The organism is Belliella calami (assembly GCF_022549695.1).
Lineage (GTDB): Bacteria > Bacteroidota > Bacteroidia > Cytophagales > Cyclobacteriaceae > Belliella > Belliella calami.
On record NZ_JAKZGS010000002.1, the window covers coordinates 208,576 to 234,172 of the forward strand.

Here is a 25,597-nt window from a genome sequence, read left to right on the forward strand (position 1 = left end):
CAGTGGTGTTTGCCGAAACTGCAGTATTCAAAGTCGCAATATCTCCTGCATTTGCAGAAATCGCTGTTTTGTTTTGCCCAACTTCCGTATTCAAATCACTGATGTCTTCGCTATTTGCTGTGATCTTATCTATGTTGGTTTGAATATCAGTGGTGTTTGCCGAAACTGCAGTATTCAAAGTCGCAATATCTCCTGCATTTGCAGAAATCGCTGTTTTGTTTTGCCCAACTTCCGTATTCAAATCACTGATGTCTTCGCTATTTGCTGTGATCTTATTTGCGTTTGTGGTTATTGCCTGATTCGATTTTTCTATTTCTTTTTCAAATGTTAAAAAGTCTATTTTGGAATCAAGAAATGGTTGAACCCTAGACAAAGTCAAATAAGGCATCAACATTTTTGCGGTATCTGATGCGAATACTATCTCAGGAATATTCTCCAAATCACTGAATTCGCCTGAAAGTCCAACTTTGGCAATTTTTGGTTTATTCAAAATCTCTGACTCCCCATCAGTCGCACTCCAGTCAGCGTTTTTTTGCATCAAATTTTTCAACAATTCCCAAGAGTTTCCATCCCAATAATAAAATCCTTTAGTTTCATCTACTTGAAAAACAAGCAAAGCAATTGCTGGATTTTGGATCGATTCCTTTTGAATGGAAGTCATTCGTGGAATCAGTATGCCCTTATTGGTTGATTCTATTTCTAAAGCTGCCGATACATGTGGATCTTCAGTTCCTATCCCAACTTGTGCATAAGTCAAGTAATGAGCGAAAAAAAAGAAGATAAGCAAGAGTAGATTTTTATTCATATAAATTTGAGAAATTTGATGGTGAGTTGGCAAGGGTTGAATCTTTTTAAACGTAACTATCCTTCCATTCCCAATGAGAAATCAGATTACATTTAAACGTAAAAGACACCAATTCCTATCTTTTATTCAACTTTTCCATGTTTCAAATACCGATATTGAAACATACTGTCAGAGAAGTTCATTTCTCCTAAAGTGAAATGCATAAATTATTAGTCGAAAATTCAACCATCGAAAAATAAAAGTTTTGAGAAAAAATTCAACCAATGCTATTTTGAGAAAAAATAGAAAAACAGCCTTATTTACTTCATGCTATTTGGCATTTGAACCTGTATTTTCAACCTACAAATTGACTTTTTTCCATCTCCCTTTTCTAAAAATCATAACAGATATCACGGCATGCAAAGAGTGGCAGACTGCGATAGCGATAAACAATCCTGTCAATTTCATATCCAAATAGAATGCAAGAAAATATGCTAAAGGAATCTCCAAAACAAAAAGTACTACAATATTAATAAGGGCGGGAGTTTTGGTATCACCAGCTCCATTGAAGGCATTGACCATGACCATACCCACTCCAAAAAAAACATAGCCAAGCACAATTATTTTTAGACCTTCTGCTGCAATGGTTATAACTTCATCAGAATTCGAAAAAATCCCAGCCAGCCATTTTCCAAAAAACAAATAGCAAACTGTAACTATCGCCATAAAAATCATGTTGTACTTTGCTGTCAAAGCTACAGAAATCTCCGCACGCATAAACTTCTTGGCTCCAATATTCTGACCTACCAAAGTAGCCGCCGCTCCTGCGAGACCCCAAGCAGGCATCATCGAAAACATCAAAATCCTAAATGCTATCGTGAAACCAGCCAAAGCTGTGCTGCCAAATTCAGCTGTCATCCTTGTCAAAGCAATCCAGCCAACTGAATCTATTAAAAATTGACCCATTCCACCAACAGAAACTTTCACAATCCTTTTGATCACGTCTATGTCAATTCCCAAATTTTCCTTAGTGATCTTCAACGGATGCTTGCCATTGAACAAATGATACAATTGGTATATTACCCCTATACTTCTGCCCAATGTCGTAGCGATCGCTGCACCTGTCAATCCAAACCCTTCAAAACTTCCCAAGCCAAAAATAAAAATTGGGTCCAAAATTATATTGAGTCCATTTGAAATCCAAAGTGCTTTCATGGCAAGATGAGGCTGACCTGCTCCCCTAAATGCACCATTCAATAAAAACAGCAACATAATTGATGTATTTCCGACCAAGATGATTTTGGCATACATCAATCCTTGCTCCAAAACCTCAGCCTCTGCACCCATCAAAATCAAAAGATTTTCGGCAAAAAACCAGCCCAATACTCCAAGGACAATAGAGATGAATCCACCAAATGCCAATAGTTGAAATGCAGCACTTCCTGCTTCTTTAAGATCCTTTTCACCAACTCTTCTCGAAACCATCGCTGTGGCTGCCATCCCAATCCCCATCCCTATTGCATAAACCAATACAATTACTGCTTCAGTAAGTCCAATTGTAGCCACGGCATAATCGCCCAATTTCCCAACAAAGAAAATATCTACAACAGCAAAAAGTGATTCCATCAACATTTCCAAAATCATTGGAATTGATAGAAGTACGATACTGGATTTGATGCCTAATCTTGTAAAATCATGCTCTTTTCCCAAAAGAGCTTCCTTAATTAGTCGAAAATTCATAAAAGTTTCCTAAATAAAGGGAAAGATAAATTAAAGTTCAGAATTAATGAAACTCATAAATAAAATTCTACCGCACAATCATAAATTCCCATTCTGAAAATTCTTCCAGTATTCATTAGGACTGCTTCCTGTTTCTTTTTTGAAAGCGTTGAAAAAAGTAACACGTGAATTAAACCCAACATTCTCACTCAAACTATCAATCGTGTAATCATCCAAATATCCATCTTCAATTTTTTCTTTGGCAAATTGGACTCTGTATGAATTGATGAGTTCATTGAATCTTTTCCCAAAATATCTATTGATAACGGCGGAAATAGTCTTGGAAGGGATCCCAATTCTTTTGGAAAACTCAGGGAGGTTAATTCCTTTAATTAAAAACACTTGTTCATTGTGCAGCAAGTGTTCGATTCTGTTTTTGATAGACAAATAATCAGACTCCAATTCATCTAAAAGGTTCACGTTCTCACTTTCGTAAATTGGATTTTTCTTCTCCAATAAATGTATTTGAATCTTACTTTCATTTTTCCTTACTTCCGAAATCTGTAAATCAGTTGAGATAAAATCAGTTTTGAACATAATGTAAAAATTCAATAGTAAAATCACGAAAAGTGCCAGTCTTGAAAAAAAGAACACCCCCATAGAGGTATAATTTAGAATCTCATATCTAATCAACATTTCAATAGTGGAATAGCCAAAATGTGAAAAAACAATTATTCCCATTAAAATCAGCAAAACCATCAACCAATTCCTCGTAAGCCTTGGGTATTTCTTAGCGTTGAATATCCCATTTTTATATACAATGAAAACCGTGAAAACAAAATATCCAAGCTGCAGTATGGTTCTAAAAGGATAATGAAAACTCATGGGAATAAGCCCATTTGCCAATTGATTTATTAAATTAGGCTGTTCTACAATTTTTTCCACAAGTGCATATTTGAAAGCTGAAGACTCCAAATAAAAGGGTATCAAATCGATCAAATGGATAAATGCTGGCAAAAAATGTAGCCAATCAAATTTTCTCAAACCTTGGGTGCCATCTATAGTATTCCTGACATAGAAGAAAAAAAGCGGAGCTGATAAATACATCAATGGACTCACACTTCTGATCAAATGGGGTACTTCAAGAATGTAACCTGCTTCAAACCAAGAGAAATAAACCAAGAGAATCAAATTGTAGAAAAATAGAGAAAAGCCAAGCAGTTTGTTGTTCAATCCATATTTTCCATTTTTGAAAATTATGTACACACTATTTAAATTCGCAAGCGTAAGTAGCACTATAATCAATAGTAAACTAAATTTCATAAGGCATGATGGGTGAACTCGTAAAGATACTTTCATATCCATAAAAAAGTAACACAAATACATAATAAATAAGAAAATTTTGGGAAAAATAAGATTGGGGTTTAAATCGCTAATCACTTACTCTTTTATAAGAAATCCTTATCTTTGCACCTTCAAAAAATAGCAATCCATGATTTCAGTAGATAACTTATCCCTCAAGTTTGGTAAAAGAACTCTCTTTGAAGACGTTAACCTCAAGTTTACACCTGGCAACTGTTATGGTGTGATCGGAGCAAATGGCGCGGGAAAATCCACATTCCTAAAAATTCTTTCTGGTGAGATAGATAGTACCTCAGGTATTGTCAATGTCACTCCAGGACAAAGAATGGCTGTCTTGAAGCAAAACCACTTTGAATTTGATGAAGTAGAAGTTCTGAAAGCCGTAATCATGGGGCATAAGAAACTTTATGAAATCCTTTCCGAGAAGGACGCTATCTATTTGAAAGAAGATTTCTCCGAAGCTGATGGAATTAGAGCATCTGAACTTGAAGCTGAGTTTGCAGAAATGGACGGATGGAATGCCGAATCTGATGCAGCTTCTATGCTGTCAGGTCTTGGGATTTCTGAAGATATGCATTATATGCAGATGAAGGAATTGGCAGGTAACCAAAAAGTAAGGGTGTTACTCGCGCAAGCCCTTTTCGGTAACCCAGATATCCTGATCCTCGATGAACCTACCAATGATTTGGATGCAGATACGATCAACTGGCTTGAAGACTTCTTGGTGAATTTCAAAAACCTGGTAATTGTGGTTTCCCATGATAGACATTTTTTGGATGCAGTTTCAACTCATATTGTTGATATTGACTTCAGCAAGATCAAAATATACTCAGGTAACTATACATTCTGGTACGAATCTTCACAACTTGCTGCCAAGCAGAAGTCTGATCAGAACAAGAAAACTGAAGAGAAAAGAAAAGAATTGCAGGAATTCATCATGCGATTCTCTGCCAACGTTGCAAAATCCAAGCAAGCAACTGCAAGAAAGAAAATGTTGGAGAAACTCAATGTGGATGATATACAACCATCTACAAGAAAATACCCTGGAATCATTTTCAAACCAGAAAGAGAAGCTGGTGATCAGGTTTTCATGACTGAAAGCTTGGAATTGAAGGATGAAAATGCAGTGTATTTCACCGATGTAAACCTTATGGTTGACAAAGGGGACAAAATAGCTTTTATCTCCAAAACAAAACAAGCTGTAACTAAATTTTTCCAAACCATCATGGAAGAAATCCCAACCCAAAAAGGAACTTTCAAGTGGGGTGTTACGATCAACAAAGCCTATTTGCCAAATGACAACTCCAAATTCTTCCAATCAGAATTGAGTTTGATCGATTGGTTGAGACAATATTCAGCAAATCAAGAAGAAGCGCATGTGAGAACATTCTTAGGAAGAATGCTATTCACAGGCGAAGAGTCCTTGAAAAAATGTTCAGTACTTTCCGGAGGAGAAAAAGTGCGTTGTATGGTTTCCAAAATGATGCTCCAAAACCCAAATCTTTTGGTAATGGACGAACCTACCAATCACTTGGATTTGGAATCCATCACAGCATTCAATAATGCCATTATTGATTTCAATGGTACAGTTTTGATGACTTCTTATGATCATGCCTTTGTACAATCTTCGGCCAACAGGATTATCGAATTCACCCCAAAAGGAACAATCGACAGAAGAATGCCTTTTGACGATTACCTGGAAAGCGAAGAAATTAAGGCGTTGAGAGCGGAGATGTATTCTTGAGAATTGCAGATTGAAAATTGAAAGATTGGAAGATTGATTGGGGAGGTATTGTAAGGTTTGAAAGTTTGAAGGTTTGAAGGTTCTTGGGAATGTCATATCTACTGCGAGGAGCCTGTCCCGCAGAATTGCGGGAAGATATCTCACTTTGTCTCCCTATGGTGAGGTAAATTCGATATGACTCAGCAATATTAAATTTACTTCTAACTCGTACTAAAGATGATTACACGTTTTCGATAATACTTAACAGACCTTCGAGGTTTTTAAAACCTCAAAGGTCCATTTTCTTGTATCTTGCTTCTTGTATCTAATGTCTTACGTCTAAAAATTGCTACTCTCAGCGATCATCATATATCTAATCATCACTGTAGCGGTGGGTGCTTGGTCCTCGAAACTGGTCAAAAATTCTAATGACTTTGTTTTGGCGGGCAGGCAGCTGCCGCTTTTTTTGTCTGCCTCTGCCCTATTTGCTACATGGTTTGGTTCAGAGACGATCTTTGGAGCTTCTTCAGAGTACTTGGATTCAGGCCTTCAAGGGGTCATCGAAGATCCTTTTGGAGGAGCACTTTGTCTGGTGCTGTTCGGTGTATTTTATCTCAGGCCAATGTACAGAATGAATGTGCTCACCATCGGAGATGTTTACAAACGCATCTTCGGTAAGAAGGTAGAATTCTTCTCATCTGTATTTATGATTCCAGCCTATTTTGGCTATGTCGCCGCTCAATTGGTTGCTTTAGCATTGATTTTCAATAGCATCGCAGATATCTCCATCTCCAATGCCATCATCCTCAGTGCTGGGATTGTTGTTTTTTATACATTTTTGGGAGGAATGTGGGCCATATCAATTACAGATTTTATTCAGACGACTTTGATTGTGGTAGGTCTGGTGTGGGTGGCAGTGATGGTTTCCAAGCAAGCCGGTGGAGTAATGCCAATATTAGAGTCTGCTCCAGAAGTTAGCTTTCAGTTTTTTCCCGATGCCAACCCTATTTCTTGGATCAATTACCTTGGTGCTTGGATGATTTTGGGATTGGGAAGTATCCCTAGTCAGGATATTTACCAACGGGTGATGTCTGCCAAATCGGAAAAAGTCGCCATCCGATCTACTTACTTGGCGGGAGGATTTTATGTCACTATTGGTTTACTTCCACTATTTATCGCTTTGGGAGCAAAATTCCTCTATCCAGAGATCTATCTGGAAAACAAACAATTACTACTTCCCGAAATGGTACTTCGGCATGGAGGAATGCATGTTCAGATTCTATTTTTTGGTGCTTTGATTTCTGCAATTATGAGCACGACTAGCTCTGGATTATTGGCACCTGCAGCTATCATTTCAGAAAATCTAATCCGTCCCTACTTTGGACACAGACTTCGTGATAAAAATTTTCTATGGATTTTGAGATTCAATATCATTTTTGTAGCTGTAATAGCGACCATAATGGCACAATGGAAAACAAATATTTATGAACTTGTAGCAGAAGCTTCCATACTCATGTTGGTGAGTTTATTTGTACCTTTGACTGCCGGATTGTATTGGAAAAAAGCCTCAGAAATGGGTGCTTTGATGTCTATTATCTTTGGGATGATTGCTTATTTGATTTTCGTAAACATCGAAATGCCAATTTATCCTCACATTCCTGCACTATTAGTAAGTGCTTTATCAATGATACTGGGAACCTATATTTTCCCTAAAAAACAAAAAATCAATGCTTGATTATCCGAAAATCATATTAGCGAAAAATAAAGAAATCTCCATCCTCAGAAAGCATCATTGGATCTTTTCTGGAGCTATTGCCACAAGAGATACTGACTTGAAAAACGGTCAATTGGTACAAATTTTCAGTGCCAAAGAAGTCTTTTTGGGAATAGGACACTTCCAAAATGGCTCCATTATGGTGCGTACGATTTCTTTTGAAGAACAACCGATTGATGGTGTTTTTTGGAAAAAGAAAATCCAATCTGCTTTTGAAGTCAGACGTAGCATCGGGCTTACCGACAGCGAAGAAACCAATGTGTACAGATTGATCCATGGCGAAGGAGATGGATTACCGGGATTGATCATAGATTTCTACAATGGTACGGCAGTCATTCAGGCACATTCTATTGGCATGCATCAGCATGTGGAAGAGATTTCCCAAGCGCTACAGGAAGTATATGGCGAAAGCCTTAATGCAGTATATGACAAATCAGCTGAGACTTTACCAAAAAACATTTCGGATGTCGAAAATAAATTGATCTATGGAGAACCGAAGACAAATTTGGTAAAAGAATATGGCTGTGTCTATGAAATTGACTGGGAAAAAGGTCAAAAAACTGGCTTTTTCGTAGATCAAAGAGAAAATAGGCATCTTTTTGGGAAATACAGTGCAGGGAAGAAAGTCTTGAATACATTTTGCTACAGTGGTGGATTTTCGGTTTCTGCATTGAAAGCTGGTGCAAAAGAAGTGCATTCAATAGATATTTCGGCCAAAGCGATTGAGTTGACAGATAAAAATGTAGCACTCAATGCGGCTGAATTTCAGGGAAAACATCAATCTATCGTAGCTGATGTAGTGAAATACATCAAAGAGATTGAGCAAGATTATGATGTGATCGTATTGGATCCACCTGCGTTTGCCAAAAACATAAAATCGAGGCACAATGCAGTGCAAGGCTACAAGAGATTGAATGCAGAAGCATTTAAACATATCAAAAGTGGTGGAATTTTGTTTACATTTTCTTGTTCGCAGGTAGTTGATAAACAACTTTTTGCAAACACAATCACCGCTGCCGCCCTAGAAAGTGGTAGAAATATCAGAATCCTTCACTATCTTTCCCAACCATCCGACCACCCAATCAATATCTTCCATCAAGAAACGGAGTACTTGAAAGGATTGGTGGTGTACGTTGAATGAGATATGAGACATAAGACGTGAGATATGAGACAGACCTTTGGGGTTCTCAAAACCCCGAAGGTTTAAAAATCGAATTATTCCAATATCATGCATTAACCAAACTTAAAACATTCCAACTTTAAAACCTTATAATCCGCCACGGCGGACAAGCATTTCCAACAATCTTACAATCTTCAAATCTTATAATACTAAAATCTACAATCATAAATCTAAAATTATAATGTACACAGGACTACAACACGCGCATTCGGGACTTGCCTATTTGGTATTGGCAGCATTGGCTATTATCATGATCATTGCTCTTATTGGAGCATTGAGTGGAAAAGTATTCACAGAAAAACACAGAAAAATTGCTTTGATTGGTTTTATCCTTTCACACGTTCAACTTTTGGTGGGCTTGATTCTTTATTTCGTCAGCCCAATTGGTTTCTCCTTATTGACAGGTGGTGGAGCTATGGGAGATAGAGTTGCAAGGTTAACAGCATTGGAACACCCAGTGATCAACATCATCGCTATCGTGGTCATCACAATAGGTTATTCGAAAGCGAAGAAAATGACAGACAGCAAGGCTAGATTCAGGGCTATCTATATGGCTTATGGTATTGGTTTGGTATTGATCCTAAGCAGAATCCCTTGGTCAAGTTGGTTAGGTTAATTCTCTGAACAAAAATTAATTTAGAACACCCAAGCAGATCTGTTTGGGTGTTTTTTTATTTCTGTCGTTGTCAAAACATTATCCGAAAAAATCGTTAATTTGACTAGAATAAATTAAAACTATAATGAAAGCTATAGAAATAAAGTCAAAAACAAATAAGAAAGGTCACCTCAAATTAGATTTGGGTTTGAAAGAGGCTGATAAAAATGTGAAAGTTTTGATTCTAATGGAAGAAGAGTTGAATGATGAAAATGATTGGTTAAAAGTTGTCTCTAATAATCCTGCATTTGATTTTTTAAAAGAAGAAGAGGAAGATATTTATACAATAGAAGATGGAAATGAGTTATGAATTTAAGTTCAAAATAGATTATTTCATTAATAATTCTTCAATTGTTTCAAAACTTAAAATTGGGAAAAAAAATTGTCCCTTAAAAAAATCTATTTTTCTTTAAATGGTCCGAAATTCAACTTACTAATTTGAGCATTTATTGTTTGACTATTCCAATTTTCTTGAAACTCTTTGAAGTTCTCTTTATGAATTGTTTCTTCAAATATGCCATTATTCAAATAATGAATTTCCTGACAAACTTCTGATAAATAGGTCACAATATGAGAGGAAATAAAAACTGTTTTACCTAATTCATTAAGTTTTTTCAAAATTTCTTGAATTAATAATCTTCCTTCCATATCTACTCCATTGAATGGTTCATCTAAAAAATAAATTTGAAATTCATCCATTAATAAAGAAGTGAATGCTAGTTTTTTCTTCATTCCTGTTGAATAGCTATCTATGTAGATATCTAGTGGTAATTCAAAAAGGTTTACTTCATCAAAATCTTGTCTTATTGATTTTCTTGAATTCGAAATAAATTTCAAGTATTCACGACCAGTGATTCTTTTAAAAAAGAATGGCTCAGTAGGTAAATAAGCTATTCTTCTCTTATCAAAATTTTTAGGAATTGAGATTAGCCCTTCATATTTCTCTATACCAACCAAACATTTGATAAATGTTGACTTCCCAGCACCATTTCTACCAATGATTCCGTGGATCATTCTTTCTTTGAAAGACCAAGAAATATTGTTGAGAACAACTTTTCCCCCAAATTTTTTACACACATTTTTAAGAATGATCATAATGAAAAAGGTGCTTAATATTTAAAATAGCCTTATAATAAAAGATTGGAAATGTAATTAATGAAATTGGGAAGAATATAACAGAAATTGCCACTATAGTACCTTGCACGATACCAATCTCTTGAGGATAAGAAGCATATTTTGCCAAGACAACCAAACCTATAAATAACATCCCCAATATCAAAAAAACTATAAATTCAATGTTCAATCCAAGTTTCAAAGTAATAATCAAAAACATTGGAAGCACCAATGACAATGTCAAAAATAAAGATTCCAAAACTTTCTTAAATAGAAAATCCTGAACTGATCTAACTTCAATTCTCAAATAACTTGAATCCTCTATATTTGATGAATAGAATGTCGATATCAAAGCAAACATTCCCAAAAAAGAAATAATGCTAAACTCATATAGCCAAGAATAATCAATAACTAAAACAGATAGATAAAGAGAAATCAATACCAGAATATATTTTCTAAATCCTATCTGAAACTCAAAAGGATATTTAAAATAAGGTGTTGAGCTTTTTTTTATCCTAAAAAGTTCAAATCTAAAAAATGCATATATAAATGGAATAATTAAAACAAAAAATGACTCAAGATAATATCCTTGGTAAACTAACCCAATAAAAAATGGTAGACATATCAAGCCATTTTCTATCAATCTAATCTTAAAATTTTTACTTGTACCATAAATCATCTCAAGAAAAGATGATTTTTCAAAATTCACTCTTGATTGTAAAGTAAAAATCAGAGATGCTAAATAAATATATTGAGGAAAATAAAAATGCGTAAAATTAGAATATGATGCAAATATGAAAACTAAGGTTGAAAAGAGAAATCCAAAAATTGGGTTAATTCTCATTTCTCTAAATTTTCTAGAAATTGAAAATAATTCAATTTTGAAATATTCAATCATTGCAATAATTAATCTAACTTCAAAAAACAAAGAACTAATATACAAAAATATTTAACCTATAGCACTTACGACCTTTATGAATTTAGTTGGATTTATTCGTTTTGCTCAAAATAAATAAAACTGATAATAAAGACTATACAAAACTAGTTCATGCCTTAATACATACTTAAATAAAGCTCTTCGTCCAACTCTAATTCCTCGTAGCTTTCTCCCGCAATTCTGCGGGACAGGTTCTGCACCTCAGCAAACCTTTGCGAGCCTACATTTTATTTCCCCCAATTCCTCTCCCCTGCCTCTATCGCAAGCTCCAAAATATTCTGACGCGGTGGCAATGGACAGGTAGCAAAAGGAGTGAAAACACAAGGTGGGTTATAAGCTTTATTGAAGTCCAAAATCACAATGCCATTTTCATCGGCCTTCTGGGTATAGAGATAGCGTCCACCCCCGTATGTCTCAGCACCACTTGTGCCGTCAGCAAAGATCAAAAACAATTGATCTCCTTCTTCCAAAGCATCAATATTATATACCCTACCTTCAAACCCAAAGCTTAAATACCCTACTGATTTGGCAGCATAAGTTTGTCCCAACACATTGGAAATTGGAATCTCTTTGGCAGGTTCATAAGGGATGAATTTTGCCTCAAATCTCCATTCTTTATCAACTGGAAATCTATCAATTCCATGAAAATCACGAATCGTTTCTGACTCAAGGTCTCTCAACCTCAACCCGATCAAGTCCGATCTTTGCAATACATTTACTCGAAATTGATTGTATGAAATAGTAGGTGAGAAATTCATCTCAGGATCAAAAACCAAGGATTTTTCTGAAATTGATTCATCTCCAATCTGAATTCCTTCTATCTCAGGATCAAAATACACTTGCTCAGCTACTCTCTCAAATGTCCCAAAAAACAAAGGAAAACCCTCTCCATCTACCAATAATTCAAAGCCTTCTTCAGTTCCTAGCCTGTTGGTATCTTGCTCAAACCAATACAAGCCAATCAAGTTCAACCAACCATTTTCTGATTTCAGAGATTCTATCCGATTATTATACCAGTTTTCTATTTCCTCCAAATGCGCTTCTTCAGAAATTGGATAGTGCAATTCCTTTTCTTTTTGACAAGAAGAAATAATGAAAGTCAATATAAATAAACCTGATAAGTACTGCTTCATAGATGAATTGAATTGCTAAAATTGATGATAAATTTATTGATGACTTCCCCCCTCTTGAAATTCCCGACCAGAAATTTCATTCTTTATAAAATCCTCAAACTTCCGAACTTCCAATGTATCTAACATTGTCCTTCTGATTTTCAACTTTGAGTCTGATGATTTTAAATACAGTATGTTATCAATTTTCTCCATGGAAATAATTTCATTCAGCTTCAACTTCTTTTTTATTAGTCCATACATAATAACTTCTCCATTTTCAATTTCTACATACGGGAATTTTTTCTTGTAGAGTGTAAATCCAATTCCCAATAAACTAAGTAAAATAAGAAAATAAGAAAAAAAATCAGGGTGATTTTTAATCAAACCAGAAACTCCCAAAAATATTTGAGATCCAAAAACGATCATCATTAGCTTGTGAGAATGCTTGTCATAAATTTTCATAGGCTTTACATTGATCAAAGGAAGGTGTTTTTCTGAACTATCTATGCAATATAAGAAAATACTTATCCAAAATCTTAAGAAAATATAGAACAGAGATTGAACGGATTTGCTAGAGAATCACAGGTTACAAAAAAAGAACATGGATATACGGAAATTTGCCACTTACTAAATAAATGCCTGATTTAGTTTAGATCCGAAAATAATTGATAAAAGATACTTTTTAAATCAATTAATGCACTGATAACTAATCAACAAATAACTCATGTGCGCTACACCAAGGCTCTCAAAAGTGAGGTAAATAACGATTATCCATTGTAAACTGAAAAAAAGGCTGACCACCGGCCAGCCTCTTATTTCATTTATTAACCATTAATTCAACAATTACAATCTTATAATCCAAATAACCTTGGAAGCCATAAAGTCAAACCAGGCCATAAAGTAATCACGATCAATCCCAATATCATCGCTATAAAGAAAGGAATCAAAGGTTTGACGACTTTCTCGATACTGGTCTGGGCGACACCCACTCCTATAAAGAGCACCGAGCCTACAGGTGGGGTACACAAACCAATACAAAGATTCAAAATCATGATGATTCCAAAATGCACTGGATCTATTCCCAAAGCTGTAACTATTGGCAAGAATATCGGTGTAAAAATCAATACCGCCGGAGTCATGTCCATGAATATCCCAACAAATAAAAGTAAGATGTTGATCAGTAGAAGAATCACGAAGATATTATCACTGATAGACAACAAGGATTCTGAAATCGACTGGGGAATGTCTTCACTTGACATTACCCAAGACATACTCATCGATGTAGCTATCAAAAGCATCACAACTGCTGTAGTCTCAGAAGATTTAAGCAAGATTGAAGGAAGTTCTTTCCATTTCAATTCTCTATAGAAAAATGAAAGCGCCAAAGTGTAAATCACTGCAATAGCAGAGGCTTCAGTGGCAGTAAAAATACCGCCTACAATTCCTCCCATCACTACGACCAATAGCATCAAGCTAGGAAGCGCTCTAAGAAACTTGCTCGTCAATTCTTTTAATGTAGTCGCTTGACCTCCTGGAAGATTTTTTCTTTTTACAAAGATTGCAGCTGTCAACATCAACAATAAACCAATGAAAATGCCTGGGACATATCCCGCCACAAAAAGTGCAGCAATCGAAACACCACCGGATGCCAAAGAGTAAACTATCAAAATGTTGGAAGGAGGAATGATCAATCCTGTCGTCGAAGCTGTAATATTTACAGCTGCACCCAATTCTTTTGGATAACCTTCATTCTCCATTCTTTTTCCCAAAATCCCACCAATGGCAGAAGCTGCTGCCGCTGCAGAACCAGCTATTGCACCAAATAACATGGCCGCAATTACGTTTACATAAAGCAAGCCTCCTGGAAGCCTTCCTGTAATGGCTTTGGCCAACTCAATCAATCGGTTGGCAATTCCTCCCCGATTCATGATTTCACCTGCCAAGACAAAAAATGGGATAGCCAATAAGGAGAAACTATCCAACCCTGTGCCCATTCTCTGGGCTATGGTAGTAGCTGATGGACCAGCAGCCACCGAAACCATCAATGTCACAAGACTTGACAAACCCAAACTCCATGCGACAGGCATTCCGATGGCCATCAATGTGACAAATGTCAATACAAGAATTATTATACTTATATACTCCATCTTAAACGTCGTTTTGGGTTTTGATCAAATGAAAAATTGCAGCTATTTGATAGTAAACCACCAAAATACCGCTTGCCGGAATGACCCCGTAGATGTAAGCCAAAGGAATCTGTAAAGTTGCAGACTTTTGACCCAACATATAGGTGATATAAACCAAGTTGCTACCTCCTAGGATCATCGCTGCTATCGCAAAAACCATGATGAGCACATTGATTAGGATCTGAAGTTTCATCTTCGCTTTTCCTTCCAATTTTCTCAAAACAATGTCTATTGCCAAATGTTGATTTTGGCCAGCTACGTACGCTGCACCCAACATACCGAGCCAGATCAGCATGTAGCGTGAAAGCTCATCTGTGAAAGAGGAAGGGTTTTGAAAAATATACCTTGATAAAACCTGCCAAGTAACATTCAAAACCATCGACCCCATCAAAACGATCAGGAGCCAAGAGATGATTTTATCTAAATTCTGTTTGTATTCTATGCTAAACATTTTTCTAATAGGTCTTGGGTTTTGAGGTTTGATTTAAGGTTGTTTCCTGATTTGATCTACAACTGAGTACAACTCCGGTTGAGACACTTTCAAATCATCATACATACTTTCTACAGATGCCCTGAATTCATCCTGCTCTGGATAGACTATCGTAACACCAGCTTTTTCCATTTCTGCCAAAGACTCCTCTACAGCTTCTGCCCAAATCTTGTATTGGAATTCAGCTGATTCATCTGATGCTTCTTGAAGCCATTGCTTTTCTTGGTCAGAAAGTAAATTCCAAACTTTGGTACTGATAATCATGATATCCGGTACGGCAGTATGTTCATTGATAGAATAGAACTTACAAACTTCATAATGTCTGGAAGTGTACAAACTTGGGGGATTGTTCTCAGCTCCATCCACGATTCCTTGCTGAAGTGCTGTGTATAACTCTCCATAAGAAACTGGCGTAGGAGAACCTCCAAAATTCTTGACCATATTGATAGCCGTATTACTTTCCATCACCCGGATTTTCAAGCTTTTCAAATCATCTGGCGATTCCACAGGTTTGGATTTGGTGTAAAAACTCCTTTTTCCTGCATCATAATAACACAAACCTCTCAACCAAAAATCTTCTCCATCAAGCAAAAGCTGTTTTCCTATTGGACCTTTCAAGACATGATCCCTATGTTCATCATCTTTGAAGAGATAGGGCATGCTAAATACCTGAAGTTTTGGTGCAAAACTTTCCATTACAGCTGAGGAGACTTTTGTCATTCCCAAGCTTCCAATTTGTAACAGTTCCACCAATTCCCTTTCAGATCCAAGTTGTTGGTTGGGGTAGATTTTGATGATCATTTCGCCATTGGACTTTTCTTTGACCCTGTCGGCCAAAAACACCATTGCTTCATGGACAGGATGGGTGACTCCCAACCCATGTCCAAGTTTGATCACCCTCACTCCTCCCGGACCCTTACAGGCAGAGAGAAAAAAGAATGAAATAGCGATTATATAAAATATTCTAAATTTCATTTGAAAGCAATTTTGGGTTGTATCAGTTATGATCTAATGGTTTTTATCAATGCAATTGTAGCATTTATTTTTTCCTGAAGTATCTCGTACTGTCCCGATTCTATTATTTTTTTATCAAAAAGTTGGGATCCCATTCCTACGCAATGAACTCCAGAAGCAAACCATTCTGATAAATTCTCTTCTGTTGGTTCCACACCACCCGTAGGCATCATTTTCACATCTGGCATGATTGATTTTATAGCTTTTATAAATCCCGCTCCTAGAAGGTTCCCCGGAAAAGCTTTGACTAGTTTGGCACCATAACTTTTAGCCTGAAACACTTCTGATACCGTTGCACATCCAGGTACCCAAAGCATTCCTTTCATATTACAGAAATGCGCCACCTCTGGGATCAATGCTGGAGAAACAATAAAATCTGCTCCTGCAAAATTGAATCTTTGCGCATCGGATACTGTAAATATCGTCCCAATACCTAAGTACAAACCTTCAAATTGCTCACTGTATATTTTTAAGGCTTTGAATACTTCAAAAGCATTTTCTTCTCTATTGGTAAACTCAAAAACTCTTACTCCTGCCTCATAGGCAGATTTCAAAACTGATTTGGAAACTTCAATATCCTTATGATTGAATACAGGGATCATTCCTGTGTCTGTCATGGCTTGAAGGATGGTGTTGTGTTGGTTCATTTGTATTGTAGATTTATGATTGTAGATTTTAGTCCAGATAGCTATCGGGAAGATTTTGGTATTGTAAGATTTGAAGATTGAAAGATTGAAAATTACAAGATTGGTAAATTGTTGTAAATGCTTGTCTGCCGTGGAGGATTGTAATGTTAGAAGGTTGTAAGGTTATTGGATAGAGAAATTGAAAGATTTGAAAATTACAAGATTGTTGTGAAGTTATAAGGTTTGAAAGTTGGAATGTTTTAAGGTTGGCACTGCTCTTTCATCCTTCCTAATTCCTCCTTCTTAATTCATCCTTCCTAACTCCTCCTTCATCCTTCCTTCCTAACTCCTCCTTCATCCTTCCTCCTTCCTAATTCCTCCTTCCTAATTCCTCCTTCCCCTTACCTCAGCAGTTTCCCAACATTTTCTCCTTTCACAAGAGAATTGACTTCGGCTAGGCTTACAAGATTGGCATCTCCAGGGATGCTGTGTTTCAATACGGATGCTGCTACTCCAAACTCCAAGGCTTCTTGATCAGAAAGATGGAGCAATCCATAGATCAACCCTGCCATATACGCATCACCGCCACCTACTCTATCTACAATGTGGGACATTTCGTAAGTTTGTGACGTCAACAAATTCTCCCCATCCCAAAGCACTGCATACAATTCATTCACTGATGCTGAAATCGAATTTCTCTCTGTTGTAGTTATATATTTGATTTGAGGAAAATCAGCCTTTGCTTTTTCACAAGCTGCCAAATAATCCTCTGCTTTGATTCCCATGCAATTTTCAAAATCAGCCAATCCAGCAACGATGACTTGTGTATGTTTGATCAACTCAGGCATGACATCAAGAGGACCTTTGCCATACTGCCAAAGGTTTCTTCTATAATTGATATCTCCGCTTACCATCATCCCCCTTTTGCTGGCAGCTTCCAAAGCCTTCAAGGTAAGATCTGCAGCTTTCTGAGAAAGTGCGGGTGTGATTCCTGTCCAATGAAACCAATCAGCTCCATCAAATACCTGATCCCAATCAATCTCTGCCCCATCAAAATTCGCAAAAGCAGAATCAAAACGGTCATAAATTATTTTAGAAGCTCTTTGCATGGCGCCATTTTCTAGAAAATAAAGCCCCATCCTTCCTTCGGCTGTATAAATGTAATCAATTCTTACCCCTACCTGTCTCAGATAGTTGGTTGCAGCTTTTCCCAAATCATGGTCTGGAAAAGCAGTCACATGATAAGCATCTACACCCCACTGGGCTAGGGATACAGATACATTGGCTTCTGCTCCTCCGTAGACGATTTGAAATTGGTCAGTTTGCAAAAAACGCTCATTTCCCGGCGTGCTGAGGCGCATCATCACTTCCCCCAGTGTAATTACCTTTTTAGTCATTTTGTAAATTTATTTCCAATGGTAAATTAATGGCTTATATTTTCTTTTTTGAAATTCTTTTGCCTAAATTGTGCAATCGATTGCGCAATATAAACAAAATAATCAATGAACCATAAGTTTTTACAAATTCATCCACAAGACAATGTACTTGTCGCACTTACCGACTTGACACTTGGTGATATAATAGAATTTGAAGCTAAATCTATCACTTTAAAAGACAGTATCCCAGCCAAACATAAGTTTGCTTTGAGCAAATTAGAGGAAGGGGATTATGTCTATATGTATGGATCCGTAGTAGGCAAAGCTGTATCAAGTATTCCTGAAGGTGGAGTCCTTACGACTGCCAATGTGAAGCATGAAGCCAATTCCTTCAGCGAAAAGACTGAAACGACAGGATGGACCAAACCAGACTTTAGCAGGTTTGAAGGACGTACTTTCAAAGGCTTCCATCGCAAAGATGGTCAAGTAGGGACTGCCAATTATTGGATAGTGGTTCCACTTGTATTTTGTGAAAACAGAAATGTGGAAGTCATCAAGCAAGCATTTATAGATGAGCTTGGTTTTGGCAAACCTAATCCATTCAAAAGCCTTGTGCAACAAATGGCGGAATTGTACAAATCAGGGAAAAAAGAACAAATTGAAGCTTTGGTGGTGGATGAAATCATCGAAGAGAGAGAACCGAAATTGTTCAAAAACATCGATGGTATAAAATTCTTGACACATCAAGGTGGGTGTGGTGGAATCAGGCAGGATTCTGATATGCTCTGTGCGCTTTTGGCAGGATATATCAATAATCCAAATGTTGCAGGAGCAACTATCTTGAGCCTAGGATGCCAAAATGCACAGCCAGCAATACTCCAAGAAAGGCTTGCTAGAATAAACCCAAATTTGGATAAGCCAGTGATCCTTCTGGAACAACAGAGAGAAGGCACTGAAAACAACTTACTTTCTCAAGCAATCAAGCAAACATTCATCGCAATGGCAGAGGCAGATCAGCAAGAGAGACAGGAAGCTCCATTAAGCAAACTGACAATTGGTTTGGAATGTGGTGGTTCTGATGGTTTTTCGGGTATTTCGGCAAACCCAGCAGTTGGCCATGTCTCTGATTTGATAGTAGCTTTGGGAGGGAAATCAATCCTTTCAGAATTCCCTGAACTCTGTGGTGTCGAGCAAGAATTGATCAACAGATGTGTAAACAATGAAATTGCATCAAAATTCAGCAAACTGATGGTAGATTATGCCGCTTCTGCTGAGGCAGTAGGTTCAGGATTTGATATGAACCCTTCCCCTGGAAATATCAAAGATGGTCTGATCACAGATGCCATGAAATCTTCGGGAGCAGCCAAAAAAGGCGGGACTTCTCCGGTTGTAGATGTACTTGATTATGCAGAATATGTTACCAAACCAGGTCTAAATCTTTTGTGTACTCCAGGAAATGACGTAGAAAGCACAACAGCAATGGCTGGTTCGGGTGCCAATATCATCCTATTCACAACAGGGCTAGGCACTCCTACAGGAAATCCTGTCACTCCAGTGATCAAAGTTTCCTCCAACACAAAATTGGCCAATAGAATGCCAGACATTATAGATGTAGATACTGGTGGAATTATCTCTGGAGATAAAACTATCCCTGAAATGGGAGAAGAAATGCTCGAGCACATCATCAAAGTAGCCAGTGGAGAGATCAAATCCAAAGCCCAACTCCTAGATCAGGATGATTTTATTCCTTGGAAAAGAGGGGTTTCATTGTAGATTGTAGATTTGAGATTGTAGATTGTAGATTGTAGATTGGCTTTGGAATAGCAATGGGCTGAGGCTTTAAGGAGTCTCAGCTTTTGTATTTTGAAGTTGGAGGGATGAAAGCTTGCCAAATAGATTTCTTAGGGATGAACCATGTTACCTTTGAGTGCGCCATGGCTTAGTTGCTGGTCTTCATGTTTAGTTTGGAGTAATTTTCCTATCTAGGTGTTTCATCTATTTAAATCTAGAGGTACCACAGAAAAGTGTCAAGTGAAAGTGGGTTGATACTGGATGGATGTTATTTGGAATCTTAGCTTTTTTTTTAGAATTTTCTTGAAGAATCTAAAATACGCCCTTATCAAAATGATCGATAAACTGAAAGCATATTGTAGCCGATTTGTGCCTTTGAATGATAAAGAGCTTGATCTAATTGATGAATATTTTGAAATCAGGGTAATCAAGAAAAAAGACTTTTTGCTTCAAGATGGAAAGGTTTGTGATTTCATTGGTTTTTTGGCAGAAGGTACTATCAGGCATTTTCATGTTAAAGATGGCAATGAAAAAACCTGTGATATATCCTTTGAAAATTCTTGGATAACAGATTTTCAAAGTTTTACAAACAATACTCCTTGTATTATGAATTTTCAGGCAATGGAGGAAGCAACTGTTTTCGTTATCCAAAAAGATAAACTTCATAACATCTATCGCGAATGCAGTAAATATGAAACCTTTGGCAGGCTGATGGCTGAACAAGTTGCACAAAGAGCAACAGAAATTGCCATGTCCCTTTCTTCAGAAAAACCGGAAGAAAGATTTCAAAAGCTTTTGAAAAATCAACCTGATTTATTCCAAAAAGTACCTCAAAAATATATAGCCAATTTTCTAGGAATAAGTCCAGAAAGTTTGAGCAGAATCCAAAGGAGAATTCACAATAAACAAAAATCTTAACTTAAGTCATCGTCTTTACAAGTTTTGTAATTGCAAATTTGTATTTCTAAAAAGTTCCTAGAAAATGAAATACAGATTATTCACCTTTATGATTTTAGCAATGACAACAATAAGCAGTTTGACAGCCCAAGAACTAGATATTAAAAAAGTTAAATTTTATGAACATCAATTAGACGATGTAATGGAGTTGATTGATGTTGAGGAATTGAAATCAAAACTCAAAGAAGTTGAGCTGCAATTTGAAAAAGATCCTTCAGAGATAAACAAAGCAAGGCTAGGTATCATATACCATGAAACTGCACTAAATCTTGGATTTCTCTCAAAAACGAGCTTCAAAGGTTATTCAAAAAAAAGTTATGATGTATTGAGCGAAATTTACCTTGACCCCAAAACCACCAAAGAACTATTGCCCTTTATCACATCTTATCGTGCTTCTGCACTTTCATTGCTCGGAGGAGAAACAATGAAACTAGGTTTGGTGGGTGATTCTTTCAAGTTATTTGAAGAGAGTATAGCCATGTATGGTGAAGTCAGCTATTCACCCGAATTCTTAAGGGGAAGTGTTGCTGAAAACTTGCCTTGGTTTTTCTTTTCGAAAAGAAAATTTGCGAAAGTAGATATGCAATCCATTATTGATAAGCAAAATAAAAACAGTGATTATGCCAATTGGAAAATCATGAGTTTTGTCTATTGGGCTTGGGCGAATCAAAGACAGGAAAATAGATACAGATCCCAAGTGCTGAATTATTTAGAAAAAGCCATTGAATTGGATCCAAATTATAAGGCTGGAAGGCAAAGAGCCGAAGAGTTAAAAGACAAGTTAAATAAATGAAAAATTCAATTTGCGAAAATGTGAGAATTACTGATATTTTCTGAATGCTTGCAAGGCGCACATTGTTCCTTGATCCCAAAGCAACTCTTGCTTATCAAGCATTTCTTGAAATCCCGCCAAGTTGACCCATTTGACTGCTGTGATAAAATCTGTATCTGGATTCTCTGGTGGATTATCCATAATCATAGGATTCTCAGCAATAAAATAATGCATTGGTCTATTGCCAAAAACCCGCTCTGACGAGTAAAGATGATAAAATACTGATGATTCCATTGATACTTCTTCTGCTAATTCCTCAATAGCATGGGTAATGATGTCTTTGTCAACTTTATCAACGCCTCCACTTACAAACTTCCAGAATTTCCTATCGTAGGTGTGGATATATTCTTGAATCAAAAAAATCTCCTTGGTTTCGGTGTTAAAAGGAAAAACAATTACAACCTCACGATCTTTTTTATTTGGCTTTTCAACCAACTTTTTCTCAATAGACTTTAGCATTTTCTAAAAGTGGTATTCAATTGACTATCAACTATTTTTTTCAGCATGCAAAAGTAGGCAAATTAAATGGTAATTATAAAAACAAACTCAAAGTAAATAGACTAAAAAAGGCATCATTCCGGATAAACATAAAGTCTAAATAGTCACGTTGAATTAAAATTACTATTTTGATCTTATTGTCGAAAAAAAAAAAAAAAAATGCAACCAATGCCTCGTGACTCCCCTTTCCTTATTAAATACTTTCCACCACCAACATTTTTCCTTTGGAAGCTTGGAAACGGATTTTTTTGGCAGTATTATATTGTTCGGAGTTGTACCATTCTTTTGCTCTTTCCACAGACGGAAACTCTAATATTACTAACCTTTGTGGATTCCATTCCCCTTCGAGGGATTCAGTTTGGGCTCCTCTGACGATGAATTTCCCATCGAATGCCTCCACAGCTGGCAAACTCAACTTCTTATATTCTTCATACATTTCAGGGTTATGGATTGTTACTTCTACAAGGACAAGTGCTGGCATGATTGAGATTTTAGTATGTTTAAATTTGTGAATTAAGTAATCGCTCTATCCAAGTGTACATATCCACCATCAGCAAACAAGAATTGTCCTGTTGTATGGGCAGATTTATCTGATAAGACAAAAACGGCTAGGGCAGCTATCTCATCAATTTTCGTCATTCGGCTGCCTAAAGGAACTTTGGCAGATATTTCTCTTTCTTTTGCCTCGGGATCTTCAAATGTTGCTTTTAGCCATTTCTTATAATACGGTGTCATTACTTCAGAAGGAAGGATTGCATTTACACGGATACCAAACGGCAGCAACTCCAAAGCCCACTCCCTTGTCAAGCCAAGATGTGCACCTTTTGAAGCAGCATAGCCTGAAGTTCCTCCTTGACCGGTGAGGGCAACTTTTGAGCTGATGTTGAGGATAGAACCTTTGCTTTTCTTTAGATATGGCAGGGCAAAATGAACCAAATCAAAATAATGATACAAATTCAACATCATTGATTTCCGAAATGCTTCAGGTCCTTTTTCCAGTCCAGCGCCATCATTACTCCCTGCATTGTTTACGATTCCATCTATTCTGCCAAATTTTTCAATGGCATAAGTTATCACAGATTTGCAATAATCTGTGGACTGTAAATCGCCAATAAGATAATCAGCTCTAAAACCGTTTTCACGCAGGTCTTCAATAAATTTTACTGTAGTCTCTTCAGACCAAGAAGCGACTACTGGAATCCCTCCTTCTTGGGCAATTGTGGCACTTATCCCACCGCCGATTCCTTCCGAACCTCCTGTAACTATAAAGACCTTATCTTTTAAATTTAAATCCATCTCAATGTTTATAATTTGTAAAAATCTACGGCATTTTCTCCAAGAATCCCAGCTTGCTCTGAATTTGTGAGATTTTTGATGTATTGATCGACTATTTGGAGCACTTGCTCATAATCTCCAGATAGCGTACAAACAGGCCAATCCGAACCAAAAAGCAATCGTTTTGACCCAAAAGATTCCAAAATAAAATCCATATAAGGTACAAAATCATCGTACTTCCAGTTATTCCACTTGGCTTCTGTGACCATTCCTGAAAGTTTACAATAGACATTTTCACTTTTTGAAAGTTCTGAAACTCCTCTTTTCCATTCTTCTAACTCACCATTGACTATGGATGGTTTTGCTATGTGATCCAACACAAATTTTTGATTGGGAAGAAGTCTTACTGCTTTCGTAGCAGATGCCAATTGCTTTGGGAAAATCAAAATATCATAGGTAAAATCAAACTTGGCTAGCTTGCTCAACCCATTTATAAATTCCGGTTTGAGAATAAATTCATCGTTAATCTCGTCCTGAAGCACATGCCTAAAACCCTTTATTTTTCGATTTTCAAAATAAGAACTCAATTGCTCTTCCAAGTCTTTTGCTTGCAAATCAACCCAACCTACGATTCCTTTGATAAAAACATGTTTTCCAGCTAGTTCAAGCAAAAAATCGGTTTCTTCTTTACTTTGGTCAGCTTGCACAGCCACACAGCCATCTATTTGATGCTTTTCCAAAATCGGTTCTAAATCTTGTGGTAAGAAATCTCTTTTCAAAACAGCCATTGAATCGTCAATCCAAGCATGTATGAGTGAATCATATTTCCAAAAATGCTGGTGAGAATCTATTTTTAGTGAATTATTCAATCTATGTAAATTTTTAGAAGTTATCAGAATATGGGTTAATGTTCTTTTATAGATTGATTACCGCCTTGATTACCTGAGATTCTGGCTTCACCCAATTATCAAAAACATCAATCATCTTGTCAAAAGCTGATTCATGGGTGATAAAAGAATCAGTCGGGAATTTTTTAGCGGCAAGCATGGAAATGACAAATTCAAAATCCTCCATAGTTGCGTTTCTACTGCACATGATAGTGGTTTCTTTTGAGTGAATTGCAGGATGATTGAATACCAAGTCCCCCTTTGACAAACCTACCAATACATATCTACCTCCATGACTCATATAAGCTGGACCTGATTCCAAAGCTCTTTTATTTCCAGTTGCATCAAATACAGCTTGGCAGTTATCTCCATTCGTCAGCAAGGTGATTTGTTCTAAAGAAGACTCTCCTGCCAAAACACCATGGGAAACACCAATTTCATCAATTGCATACTGAATTCTTTGTTCATTGATATCCAGTGCGATGACAGAAGCCCCTTTGCTTTTGGCAATTGCCATTATAGCCAATCCAATAGGGCCGCAACCCATTACCAAGACATTTTCACCTGCAACCACATCCGCTCTCCTTATGGCATGTGCCGCAATAGCTAATGGCTCTACCAATGCCATTTCATTGAAATTGAGTTGGTGAGTTTTGAGCAATGCCCATTCTGGAACACAAAGAAATTCCTGCATCCCTCCATCTACATGTACACCCATCACACGCATATTTACACAGCAATTCGTCTTTCCGGTTCGGCAAGAAATACACTTTCCACAGTGCAGGTAAGGTATCAAAATTACTTTGTCACCATTTGAGAATTTGTCAGAACCATTGGAATTTGCAACTTCTGCTGCCAATTCATGTCCCAAAATCCTGGGATATGAAAAGTAGGCCTGATTGCCAGAGAATGCATGGATATCTGTGCCACATACTCCAATTTTCTTGATTGCTATCAAAACCTCTCCTGACTTTGGTTCAGGTTTTTCCTTTTCCTTCAGTGAAAAATGTCCAGGATTCTCACAAACTATATACTTCATAAGTTAAGATTTATAAAATTTCAAAATGAACCAATACATTTTAATAAATGAATTATCTGTATCCGCAGTGTTGCACGTAGGGAAAGATGAAATTTTGTAAGTTGTGGATACTCGTAATCAATCAACAGTTCACAGTCAACAAAATCGCAAATCGTTCACAAACTATCTATTGTTTGGCTATGTACAAGAAAGCGGACAATCATAAAATGAAATTATGATTATACACTTCTTTGCCAGTAGCTTTAATTCCAAGGTTGATTGCTTGCT

25 protein-coding genes are annotated in these 25,597 nt (G+C 36.8%); 8 read left to right on the forward strand and 17 right to left on the reverse strand.

Features of this window, described 5'->3' with window-relative positions:
* From MM236_RS03195 to MM236_RS03205, 3 genes are all read right to left on the reverse strand, one after another.
* The coding region (locus tag MM236_RS03195) for a phage tail-like protein (protein ID WP_500793349.1) at positions 1 to 805 on the reverse strand (805 nt) is incomplete at its 3' end.
* 339 nt (positions 806 to 1,144) lie between these two features.
* Positions 1,145 to 2,524, reverse strand: coding sequence for an MATE family efflux transporter (locus MM236_RS03200; protein ID WP_241273486.1), 1,380 nt, complete (start codon positions 2,522 to 2,524; stop codon positions 1,145 to 1,147).
* A gap of 78 nt (positions 2,525 to 2,602) precedes the next feature.
* A complete protein-coding gene (locus MM236_RS03205; protein ID WP_241273487.1) occupies positions 2,603 to 3,826 on the reverse strand; it encodes a helix-turn-helix domain-containing protein in 1,224 nt (407 codons plus the stop codon).
* Between the two features lie 169 nt (positions 3,827 to 3,995).
* On the opposite strand from MM236_RS03205, the gene MM236_RS03210 reads away from it, so the two are divergent.
* From MM236_RS03210 to MM236_RS03230, 5 genes are all read left to right on the forward strand, one after another.
* Positions 3,996 to 5,609 (forward strand): ABC-F family ATP-binding cassette domain-containing protein, encoded by a 1,614-nt coding sequence (locus tag MM236_RS03210; protein ID WP_241273488.1) that lies wholly within the window; start codon positions 3,996 to 3,998, stop codon positions 5,607 to 5,609.
* A gap of 325 nt (positions 5,610 to 5,934) precedes the next feature.
* A complete protein-coding gene (locus MM236_RS03215; RefSeq protein ID WP_241273489.1) occupies positions 5,935 to 7,323 on the forward strand; it encodes a high affinity choline transporter 1 in 1,389 nt (462 codons plus the stop codon).
* On the forward strand, positions 7,316 to 8,503 hold the full coding sequence (locus MM236_RS03220; protein WP_241273490.1) for a class I SAM-dependent rRNA methyltransferase: 1,188 nt from the start codon (positions 7,316 to 7,318) through the stop codon (positions 8,501 to 8,503). Before MM236_RS03215 ends, MM236_RS03220 begins: the two co-directional genes overlap by 8 nt.
* A gap of 220 nt (positions 8,504 to 8,723) precedes the next feature.
* Positions 8,724 to 9,158 carry a hypothetical protein gene (locus MM236_RS03225; protein ID WP_014773536.1) on the forward strand — a complete coding sequence of 145 codons (435 nt, stop codon included), beginning with the start codon at positions 8,724 to 8,726 and terminating at the stop codon, positions 9,156 to 9,158.
* Between the two features lie 124 nt (positions 9,159 to 9,282).
* The gene (locus tag MM236_RS03230; protein ID WP_241273491.1) at positions 9,283 to 9,507 is read left to right on the forward strand and encodes a hypothetical protein; all 225 of its coding nucleotides are present in this window, start codon (positions 9,283 to 9,285) and stop codon (positions 9,505 to 9,507) included.
* 89 nt (positions 9,508 to 9,596) lie between these two features.
* On the opposite strand, the gene MM236_RS03235 is transcribed toward MM236_RS03230, so the two are convergent.
* The 9 genes from MM236_RS03235 to MM236_RS03275 all read right to left on the reverse strand — a co-directional run bounded on the left by MM236_RS03235 (position 9,597) and on the right by MM236_RS03275 (position 18,072).
* Positions 9,597 to 10,292: an ABC transporter ATP-binding protein gene (locus tag MM236_RS03235; RefSeq protein ID WP_241273492.1), complete on the reverse strand. Its 696-nt coding sequence runs from the start codon at positions 10,290 to 10,292 to the stop codon at positions 9,597 to 9,599.
* The gene (locus MM236_RS03240) at positions 10,279 to 11,238 is read right to left on the reverse strand and encodes a hypothetical protein (RefSeq protein ID WP_241273493.1); all 960 of its coding nucleotides are present in this window, start codon (positions 11,236 to 11,238) and stop codon (positions 10,279 to 10,281) included. Before MM236_RS03240 ends, MM236_RS03235 begins: the two co-directional genes overlap by 14 nt.
* Before the next feature lie 236 nt (positions 11,239 to 11,474).
* Complete coding sequence (locus tag MM236_RS03245) at positions 11,475 to 12,380, reverse strand: DUF1684 domain-containing protein (protein ID WP_241273494.1); 906 nt, start codon at positions 12,378 to 12,380, stop codon at positions 11,475 to 11,477.
* Between the two features lie 33 nt (positions 12,381 to 12,413).
* On the reverse strand, positions 12,414 to 12,821 hold the full coding sequence (locus MM236_RS03250) for a hypothetical protein (protein WP_241273495.1): 408 nt from the start codon (positions 12,819 to 12,821) through the stop codon (positions 12,414 to 12,416).
* A gap of 389 nt (positions 12,822 to 13,210) precedes the next feature.
* Positions 13,211 to 14,506: a TRAP transporter large permease gene (locus MM236_RS03255; protein ID WP_241273496.1), complete on the reverse strand. Its 1,296-nt coding sequence runs from the start codon at positions 14,504 to 14,506 to the stop codon at positions 13,211 to 13,213.
* Position 14,507: 1 nt separating this feature from the next.
* Positions 14,508 to 14,996, reverse strand: a complete 489-nt coding sequence (locus tag MM236_RS03260) for a TRAP transporter small permease (protein ID WP_241273497.1) — start codon at positions 14,994 to 14,996, stop codon at positions 14,508 to 14,510.
* 33 nt (positions 14,997 to 15,029) lie between these two features.
* Positions 15,030 to 16,010: a TRAP transporter substrate-binding protein gene (locus MM236_RS03265; RefSeq protein ID WP_241273498.1), complete on the reverse strand. Its 981-nt coding sequence runs from the start codon at positions 16,008 to 16,010 to the stop codon at positions 15,030 to 15,032.
* Between the two features lie 26 nt (positions 16,011 to 16,036).
* On the reverse strand, positions 16,037 to 16,696 hold the full coding sequence (locus tag MM236_RS03270) for a beta/alpha barrel domain-containing protein (protein ID WP_241273499.1): 660 nt from the start codon (positions 16,694 to 16,696) through the stop codon (positions 16,037 to 16,039).
* Positions 16,697 to 17,076: 380 nt separating this feature from the next.
* Positions 17,077 to 18,072, reverse strand: coding sequence for a sugar kinase (locus MM236_RS03275; protein WP_241273500.1), 996 nt, complete (start codon positions 18,070 to 18,072; stop codon positions 17,077 to 17,079).
* 105 nt (positions 18,073 to 18,177) lie between these two features.
* Here MM236_RS03275 and MM236_RS03280 point away from each other — a divergent pair, with 105 nt between their 5' ends.
* The 3 genes from MM236_RS03280 to MM236_RS03290 all read left to right on the forward strand — a co-directional run bounded on the left by MM236_RS03280 (position 18,178) and on the right by MM236_RS03290 (position 21,592).
* A complete protein-coding gene (locus MM236_RS03280; RefSeq protein ID WP_241273501.1) occupies positions 18,178 to 19,824 on the forward strand; it encodes a UxaA family hydrolase in 1,647 nt (548 codons plus the stop codon).
* Positions 19,825 to 20,175: 351 nt separating this feature from the next.
* Positions 20,176 to 20,760: a Crp/Fnr family transcriptional regulator gene (locus MM236_RS03285; protein ID WP_241273502.1), complete on the forward strand. Its 585-nt coding sequence runs from the start codon at positions 20,176 to 20,178 to the stop codon at positions 20,758 to 20,760.
* 64 nt (positions 20,761 to 20,824) lie between these two features.
* Positions 20,825 to 21,592: a hypothetical protein gene (locus tag MM236_RS03290; RefSeq protein WP_241273503.1), complete on the forward strand. Its 768-nt coding sequence runs from the start codon at positions 20,825 to 20,827 to the stop codon at positions 21,590 to 21,592.
* 27 nt (positions 21,593 to 21,619) lie between these two features.
* On the opposite strand, the gene MM236_RS03295 is transcribed toward MM236_RS03290, so the two are convergent.
* The 5 genes from MM236_RS03295 to MM236_RS03315 form a co-directional block, all read right to left on the reverse strand.
* Positions 21,620 to 22,090 (reverse strand): NUDIX hydrolase, encoded by a 471-nt coding sequence (locus tag MM236_RS03295; RefSeq protein WP_241273504.1) that lies wholly within the window; start codon positions 22,088 to 22,090, stop codon positions 21,620 to 21,622.
* 232 nt (positions 22,091 to 22,322) lie between these two features.
* Positions 22,323 to 22,610 (reverse strand): DUF1330 domain-containing protein, encoded by a 288-nt coding sequence (locus MM236_RS03300; RefSeq protein WP_241273505.1) that lies wholly within the window; start codon positions 22,608 to 22,610, stop codon positions 22,323 to 22,325.
* 32 nt (positions 22,611 to 22,642) lie between these two features.
* Positions 22,643 to 23,425, reverse strand: coding sequence for an L-fucose dehydrogenase (locus MM236_RS03305; RefSeq protein WP_241273506.1), 783 nt, complete (start codon positions 23,423 to 23,425; stop codon positions 22,643 to 22,645).
* Between the two features lie 8 nt (positions 23,426 to 23,433).
* On the reverse strand, positions 23,434 to 24,273 hold the full coding sequence (locus MM236_RS03310) for an amidohydrolase family protein (RefSeq protein ID WP_241273507.1): 840 nt from the start codon (positions 24,271 to 24,273) through the stop codon (positions 23,434 to 23,436).
* A 46-nt stretch (positions 24,274 to 24,319) separates the two neighbouring features.
* A complete protein-coding gene (locus MM236_RS03315) occupies positions 24,320 to 25,330 on the reverse strand; it encodes a zinc-binding alcohol dehydrogenase family protein (RefSeq protein ID WP_241273508.1) in 1,011 nt (336 codons plus the stop codon).
* Between the last annotated feature and the right edge of the window lie 267 nt (positions 25,331 to 25,597).